The following is a 7,176-nucleotide window of genomic DNA, read 5'->3' on the forward strand; positions in this document are numbered from 1 at the left end:
CGCGCACGCCGCCGATGCACGCTGGCTGCCCTCGCCGCAACCGGGCGTCGAACGCCGCATGCTCGACCGCGTCGGCCGCGAAGTCGGCCGCGCGACGAGTATCGTTCGCTACGCTGCCGGCGCCGGTTTCCATGCGCACACGCACGGCGGCGGCGAGGAGATTCTCGTGCTCGACGGCGTCTTTTCCGACGAGGACGGCGACTATCCTGCCGGCAGCTATCTGCGCAACCCACCCGGCTCGACGCACACGCCTTTCTCACGCAACGGCTGCACGCTGTTCGTCAAGCTTTGGCAGTTCGCGGCCGGCGACCGGCAAGCGTTGCGCGTCGATACCGGGACAGCGCAGTGGCAGCCGGGACTGGTTCCCGGCCTGTCGGTGTTGCCGCTGCACGAACACGCCGGGATCAACACGGCGCTGGTGCGCTGGGCGCCACAGACGCGCTTCACTTCGCACGTGCATCCCGGTGGCGAGGAGATCCTGGTTCTCGACGGGCTCTTTCGCGACGAGGACGGCGAATACCCGCAAGGGAGCTGGTTGCGCAATCCGCGCTGGAGTCGCCACGCGCCCTTCACCGGCGCCGAGGGTGCGCTGATCTACGTCAAGGTGGGCCATCTCGGGGCGGCACTGCTTGTGCCCGCAGGCGCCTGATGGTGTCGCCTGACACGACTCGCCGCCAACCCGGCTCTTGCCGGTTCGCCGGGCGGCGCCTCGCGTGAACGCGGTCGCGACCTGGGCCTTGCTGCGCCGCCTGTACCCGGTCGCCGCCTTCCTCGGCGGCTTTGCCTGGGATGCGCTGACCATCGGCCAGCGCATCCGCGTCATGGATTTCTGGCGCCTCGGCGCTTTCCTGCTCGGCGCCGCGCTGTTGACGCTGTGGCTGGCTCGCCGGGAGGCCCTCGGCATGACGGCCCCCACCGCCGAAAAGTCGCGCGCCGGCCGTTTCAACGCCATCGCCTGGCAAGCGCCCTATCTGCTGCTGCAGTTCTTCTTCGGCGGCATCTTCTCGGCGCTCTTCATCCTCTACTTCAAGAGTTCCGGCCACCTCGGCACCTGGCTGATGGCGGCGTTTCTCGGCGCCCTCCTGGTCGGCAACGAGTTCGCCGGCAACCACTACGGGCGGCGCTTCACGCTGACCTGGGCGTTGTTTGCACTGAATGCGATCCTGCTCTTCAATTTCGCGCTGCCGCATGCCCTGGGCAGCCTGGATCCCCTCTGGTTCTACGCTTCCACGGCCGCCGGCGTCGTGCTGACGCACGGCCTGCGCTGGCTGGCACCGGGGCGGCCGGGGCGCATCTGGCCGGCCTGGGGCCTGGCCGTCGTCTTGATGCTGGCCTTCCGGCTCGACATGATCGCGCCGGTGCCGCTCGTCAAGCGGCAACTGGCGGTCGGTCAGGACTTCGTGCAGGAGGCCGGCCGCTATGCGGTGCAGGTCGAGCGGGCAGCGTGGTGGCAATGGTGGCGGGATCAGGCGAGCACGCTGCACGTGCCGGAAGGCGGCCGGCTGTATGGCTTGTCGGCGGTGTTCGCGCCGCTCGGTGTGACGGCGCCCCTCGAACACCGCTGGGAGGTGCGCGACACCGACGGCTGGCGACTCGTCTACCGCCGGCCCTTCCAGACCACTGGCGGCCGCGATCGCGGCTTTCGCGGCTACTCATGGGTGCTGAATCCGGCGCCCGGCGACTGGCGTTTCATCGTCGCCACGCAGGATGGGCGCACGATCGACATTCTGCGGGTGCGAGTGGAGCGCGGCGCGCCGCGTCGCGACGACCTGCGCCTCCGGGATTTCGATTGATGCGCTGCCGCCGGTGCTCAGCGCGCTCCGGTGGCGGCGCGCAGCGCGTCCCGACGGGCGTCTGACATGCCGCCGCTTGCCGATATCGCGGTCTTCGGGCTGGCCGTCATGGGTCGGAACCTCGCCCTCAACCTGGCCGACAAGGGCTTCCATGTAGTGGCGTACGAGCGTGACGCCGACGGCCTGGACGGATTCCTGGCCGGTCCGGCGAGGGGGACGACCATCGTCGGGGCGCTCCGTCCTGCGGAAGTGGCCGCGCTGCTCCAGCGGCCGCGGTGCGTCCTCCTGCTGGTCAAGGCCGGCGACGCGGTCGACCGGAGCATTGACGGCCTGCTGCCGTATCTGGAAACCGGCGACATCGTCGTCGACGGCGGCAATTCGCACTACACCGACAGCGAGCGACGCGGCACGGCTCTCGCCGCGCGCGGCATCCGCTTCGTCGGCATGGGCATCTCCGGCGGCGAGGCAGGTGCCCGCCACGGCCCGAGCCTGATGCCCGGCGGTGACCGCGCGGCGTGGCCCCATCTGCGGCCGATCCTGCGCGCGATCAGCGCCCGCAGCGAGACGGGCGAAGCGTGCTGCGACTGGATCGGCGACGGCGGCGCCGGCCACTTCGTCAAGATGGTGCACAACGGCATCGAGTACGGCGACATGCAACTCATCGCCGAGGCCTGTCACTTGCTGCGGGAGTTGGGCGGCTACCAGCCTGCCGAACTGGCGGAGGTCTTCGCGCAGTGGCAGCGCGGCGACCTCGCCAGCTATCTGGTCGAGATCGCCTGCGAAATCTTCCGCGTGCAGGAGGCGGATAGCGTGCCTCTGGTCGACCGCATCCTCGACCGTGCAGGCCAGAAGGGCACGGGCCGCTGGGCCAGCGAGAGTGCCCTGCAACTCGGCGTGCCGCTGACGCTGATCAGCGAGTCGGTCTGCGCGCGCCACCTCTCCGCCCTGCTCGACGAGCGCCGCAGTGCGGCGGCGATCCTGCCCGGTCCGCCGGCACGGCCGTGCGCCGATCGCGCCACGCTGGTGGCTGCCGTGCACGACGCGTTGCTGGCCAGCAAGCTGGTGAGCTACGCACAGGGCTTCATGCTCATGCGTGCCGCCAGCGAAGCCCATGGCTGGCACCTCGATCTCGCCGGCGTCGCGCTGCTCTGGCGCGCCGGCTGCATCATCCGCAGTTCCTTCCTGAACCGCATCCGCGACGCCTACGAGCCTCGCGCCGACCTCGCCTGCCTGCTGCTCGACCCCTGGTTCCGGGAAACGCTGGCCCGCTGCCAAGACGGTTGGCGGCGCGCGGTGGTGCTCGCCGCCGAGCACGGGATCGCCGCCCCCGGCGTGTCGGCGGCGCTCGCTTTCTACGATGGCTACCGCTGCGCGCGTGGGCCCGCCAACGTCATCCAGGCGATGCGCGACTACTTCGGCGCACACGGTTTCGAACGTACCGACCAGCCGCGCGGTACCTTCTTCCACCACGACTGGATCGGCAGTGGCGGCGGCGCCACTGCCGGCAGCTACACCGCCTGACGGCGAGCCCGCCCGAGCGGCGTGCCGCAGCGGCAGCGCCGCCGACCCCGCGGCCGGCGCATCCCGCGCGAGCGGGCCGACGGTAGTCAGAGCTGTCGTTCGACCGCGACCGTGCCCGGATCCTCAGCATCGCCGCGCACCGTGAAACCGAGCCGCCGCACGAAGCACAGCATCCGATGGTTGGTCGCCAGCACCGTACCGTTCATGCTCTGGAAGCCGCGTTCGCGGGCGGCATCCATCAGCGTCGTCATCAATATCCCGGCAACGCCGGAACCTTGCCAGGCATCGTCGACCGCGATCGCGAACTCGCAGCTTTCGGGTTGCGGTAAGCCCACATAGCGTGCGACGCCGATTTCGATCTGCTCGGCGCCCGCGGCGGCAACGGCAATCAGCGCCAGATGGCGATCGTAGTCGATGTCGGTGAAGTACTTCAGCTTGCTCGCCGACAACTCGTTCAGTTGCGACATGAAACGCGAATAGCGCGACTCTTGCGAAAGGTGGCGCACGAAATCCTGCACGATCTCGACGTCCCCAGGACGGATGGGACGGATGGTCACCCTCCTGCCGTCGGACAGTTCGCGCGTGCGAACCAGGCCCTGCGGATAGTCGGCCATCAGGGTCGGACCTCGGGAGCGTGGCGAAGGAGCGAATGCGCGCGGCTGCGGCCGCGGGTCGCGGGCTGGCGGATAGTGGACAGGCATGGCATGTTCGGGGCGACCTCCGGGCAGATCGTGAGTATCTCGCCGGCACCGCCAACAAACAAGGGCCATCGCCCACAGGCTGCGACGCCACGCGCACACGGCTGCCACTTGCCGCACGATCGCCGCCGGGCGGCGGCAAACCGTCGGAGTCGCAGGGTGGTCGGCGCGGCCTGCGCAGCCCGACATCCGATTGCTGTACATGCGTACAGTTCCATGCTAAGCTTTCTCCGGTCGCAATGAGTTGCGATCAATTCATTCCTGCCGAGGAGTCGCTGACCATGAATCGTATCCAGAAGTGGTTTGAACAAATTGCCGTCGTTTGTCTCGAGGAGCGCCATCGCTGGGCTCTGGCTCAGGAGATTTTCGGCAAGCGGCGTGTCGATGTGTCGATGCTGGAAAAGCCTGCCTGCTGGCGCCGCAGATCCCGCACCTATGGCGCTCCACGATAGCCGGCGGGTGGTCGTGCTCCTCAGCCGGCAACGCTGAAGCGAGCGACGATTCCCGGATGCCGCAGGGGCCAACTGGCCAGAGTGTCGCTGTGGCCCTCGAAGAGCATCTTGAGGAACGCCACCGAAAGATCCTGGGTAGCCCGCTTCACTTGCGGATTCAGGCTGGCGCCACCGGTGCCGGCGCGGTCCGTGAACATGCTGTGTGAGCCGCCGTCGAAGACCGCCAGTGTCTTGCGCGCACTACCGGTGGCTTCGAAAACCGCAAGCCGGTCGGCGGCCGGCGAGTAGTAGCCGGGAACGCGGATCACGTCCTCGGTGGCGGTGATGTGCAGCGTGGGTATGCTCACGTGGCTCAGCACCCTTGCCGGGTCGCTCTCGCCATAGAACGGTGGCGCGCTGATGACGATCGCGGCGCTGATGCGCGCGTCGCGATAGTCGAGCCACCGACCCTCGCGCTCGACGCGCGCACCGGCCGCCAGCAGCGCCGTGTTGGCTCCGTAGGAATGGCCGGCAGCGACGATGCGGCTGCGGTCGATCTGCTCGCCGCGCGGACCCGCCAGCAGGTGGTCGAGCGCGAAGTGCAGATCGTGTACCCGTGCGATCGCCTCGCTGTCCTGTGCAGCGCCCTGCAGGCGCTCGACCAGGCCGAACGGACTGCCGCCCCACAGCGAGCGGTCACTGCCCACATGCTGCAGATGCAGGCTGGCGATACCGTTGGCGGCGAAATGCGCACCCAGGTAGCTGTAGCCTCGGCGTGAACCGCCGAGACCGTGCGAGAAGACCACCAGCGGCACCCGCGCATCGGCCGCGACGGCCTGCGGCCAGTAGAGGCGAACCGGGACGGCGCGCCGCCGTGCCGGATCGAACCAGTCCGCGTCGTGGACCGTGCGATGGTCGACCTGGCCGATGCCCTGGCCGGCTACCGGCGGCGAGTCGACACGTGCGTTGAACGTGCACGCCGCCGCCAGCAGGATGCTACAAGCGAGCGTCGTCAGGGCCGCGAGGCGTGTGCGCCGGCGTAGCGCGCGCGGATCGGAGTGGTCGTCGCCCGAGTTCACCGGGCCATGCCCTTCGACGTCATGTGACTTCCCTGTCAGTAAAAGGACGGTCGCCAGCCGCTCTGCTCCTTGTTCTTTTCGGGTGCCACTGGCGCGGTGGGCGAGGTAGCGACCGGAGCCCCGGCGCCGTACTCGATCAGCTCGATCCGTTCGCCGCTGACCACCACGCCGTCCTTGCGCACCAGATTCTCCATTGCCAGAAAGCCACGCATTCGTTCCGGCGCCACCCAGGCGGTGCGCTCGAGCTGGGCGCCGCTGGCGAGGACGACACCACGCGCTTCGATGCGGTAGCTGTCGAAAGTTCCGGCTGGCAGCGTGATGCGCTCGCGAGCGGCGACCCGCAATTCGAAGCGCACGTTGACCTTCGAGCCGTCCGGCTGGCTGATTATGAACTGTGCCGGCCAGCGTTTGCCGAGCGCATAGTCGTTGATGAAGAACTGATACGGCGTCCAGCGCGTGCCGTCGGGAGCGCGCACGTTGTTGCCGAACAGGTCGGTCACCTTGCTGCCGTCGTTGTACTGCACCTCGTCGCCGACGATCCCGAGAACGGTATCGGTACTGCGTGCGGTCTCGGTCTGCTTGAGCAGATCGACGGTACGATAGCTGTAGCGTTCGCCGGGGCGGAAGGCAAGTCCCTGGCCGCTGTAGGAAGCGGCCTTGCCGGTAGCCGCCGCACCGGGCACGCACATCTCGGGCCCAAGAGGTGGCGGGGCTGCCGCCTGGACAGGCTTTTCACCACGCTGGCGGAGGACCACATCGAGCCGATGCTGGGCGAGCTCGGCAAACTTGCCACTCGGCCGCTGCCGGATGAAAGCCTCGAGCGGCTCGGGCGTGCTGGCTTCACGCAGCGTGTTCCAGGCTGCAAGATCGGCTTCGAACTCCTTCTGCTCGCGGCTGAGGTCACGTCCGCTGCCGCCGACGAACGCAAAGTCGCCTTCCAGGGAGGTGCTCTCCCAGGGGATCTGCGCGCCTTCGGACGCACGCCTGACCGCCAGCCGGACGCGTTTGAAAACGTCTTCGACCGGCGCACCCGGCACCTTCATCTCCTTCAGCAGGTTGTCGGTGTACAGCCCGTGCGCGCCCTCGCCGTCATCGGCGGTGTTGCCGGGCGCCGTGGCGTAGGCGAGGAGCGTCCCGGGTGGCGCGTCGAGTTGCGACAGCCCACGCTCGTCGGTGCGAAAGTCGCGCCCGAAGGGGTTGTTGCGGCAGGCGTCGAGAATCACCAGATTGAGCGGGTTGCGCGCCCGAGCCAGGCTCTCGAGCAGCAGACCGACGTCGACGCCCTGCGCGGCAATATCCGCCGGGCGCTGGATGCGCGCATCCACCGGCAGCATGAAGTTGCGCCAGTTGAGCTGCACGCCATGGCCCGCGTAGTAGAAGACACCGACCGCCTTGTTGTCGCGGGCAAGCGCGTCGCCGAAGCCGCGAATCGCATCCTGCAGTTCGCGCCGCGGCGCGTCGACCTTCAGGGTCACGCGAAAGCCGGCTTCGCGCAGGCGGTCGGCCACCGCGCGCGCATCGCCGGCCGGATTCACCAGTGGCGCCGTGACATAAGCGCCATTGCCGATTACCAGGGCGATGCGTCCGGCTACCGGTTCGGGCGCTGCGGCCGAGACGGCTAGGGGCAGGAGGAGCGCCAGGCAGGTGCCGAGGG

At 68.7% G+C, this 7,176-nt stretch carries 7 protein-coding genes; 4 read left to right on the plus strand and 3 right to left on the minus strand.

What is annotated here, in order from left to right; all coding sequences use genetic code 11:
* Positions 1 to 25 precede the first annotated feature (25 nt).
* The 3 genes from RUU78_RS14705 to gnd all read left to right on the plus strand — a co-directional run bounded on the left by RUU78_RS14705 (position 26) and on the right by gnd (position 3,314).
* On the plus strand, positions 26 to 649 hold the full coding sequence (locus tag RUU78_RS14705; protein WP_313917881.1) for a cupin domain-containing protein: 624 nt from the start codon (positions 26 to 28) through the stop codon (positions 647 to 649).
* Positions 650 to 713: 64 nt separating this feature from the next.
* A complete protein-coding gene (locus RUU78_RS14710; protein WP_313917865.1) occupies positions 714 to 1,793 on the plus strand; it encodes a DUF2914 domain-containing protein in 1,080 nt (359 codons plus the stop codon).
* A 66-nt stretch (positions 1,794 to 1,859) separates the two neighbouring features.
* Complete coding sequence (gnd, locus tag RUU78_RS14715; protein ID WP_313917867.1) at positions 1,860 to 3,314, plus strand: decarboxylating NADP(+)-dependent phosphogluconate dehydrogenase; 1,455 nt, start codon at positions 1,860 to 1,862, stop codon at positions 3,312 to 3,314.
* Positions 3,315 to 3,400: 86 nt separating this feature from the next.
* Here gnd and RUU78_RS14720 read toward each other — a convergent pair whose 3' ends face one another.
* The gene (locus RUU78_RS14720) at positions 3,401 to 3,928 is read right to left on the minus strand and encodes a GNAT family N-acetyltransferase (RefSeq protein ID WP_313917869.1); all 528 of its coding nucleotides are present in this window, start codon (positions 3,926 to 3,928) and stop codon (positions 3,401 to 3,403) included.
* Positions 3,929 to 4,293: 365 nt separating this feature from the next.
* On the opposite strand from RUU78_RS14720, the gene RUU78_RS14725 reads away from it, so the two are divergent.
* Entirely contained in the window at positions 4,294 to 4,464 is a 171-nt protein-coding gene (locus RUU78_RS14725) for a hypothetical protein (protein ID WP_015766835.1), read from the plus strand.
* A 20-nt stretch (positions 4,465 to 4,484) separates the two neighbouring features.
* Here the strand turns inward: RUU78_RS14725 and RUU78_RS14730 are convergent, their stop codons facing one another.
* Together RUU78_RS14730 and RUU78_RS14735 are read right to left on the minus strand one after the other, a co-directional pair.
* Positions 4,485 to 5,522, minus strand: coding sequence for a hypothetical protein (locus tag RUU78_RS14730; protein WP_313917877.1), 1,038 nt, complete (start codon positions 5,520 to 5,522; stop codon positions 4,485 to 4,487).
* A 35-nt stretch (positions 5,523 to 5,557) separates the two neighbouring features.
* A partial coding sequence (locus RUU78_RS14735; RefSeq protein WP_313917879.1) for a caspase family protein occupies positions 5,558 to 7,176 on the minus strand: 1,619 nt, incomplete at its 5' end.

Origin of the sequence: Tahibacter sp., assembly GCF_032229445.1 — a bacterium.
In the GTDB taxonomy this organism is placed as follows: Bacteria; Pseudomonadota; Gammaproteobacteria; order Xanthomonadales; family Rhodanobacteraceae; genus Tahibacter.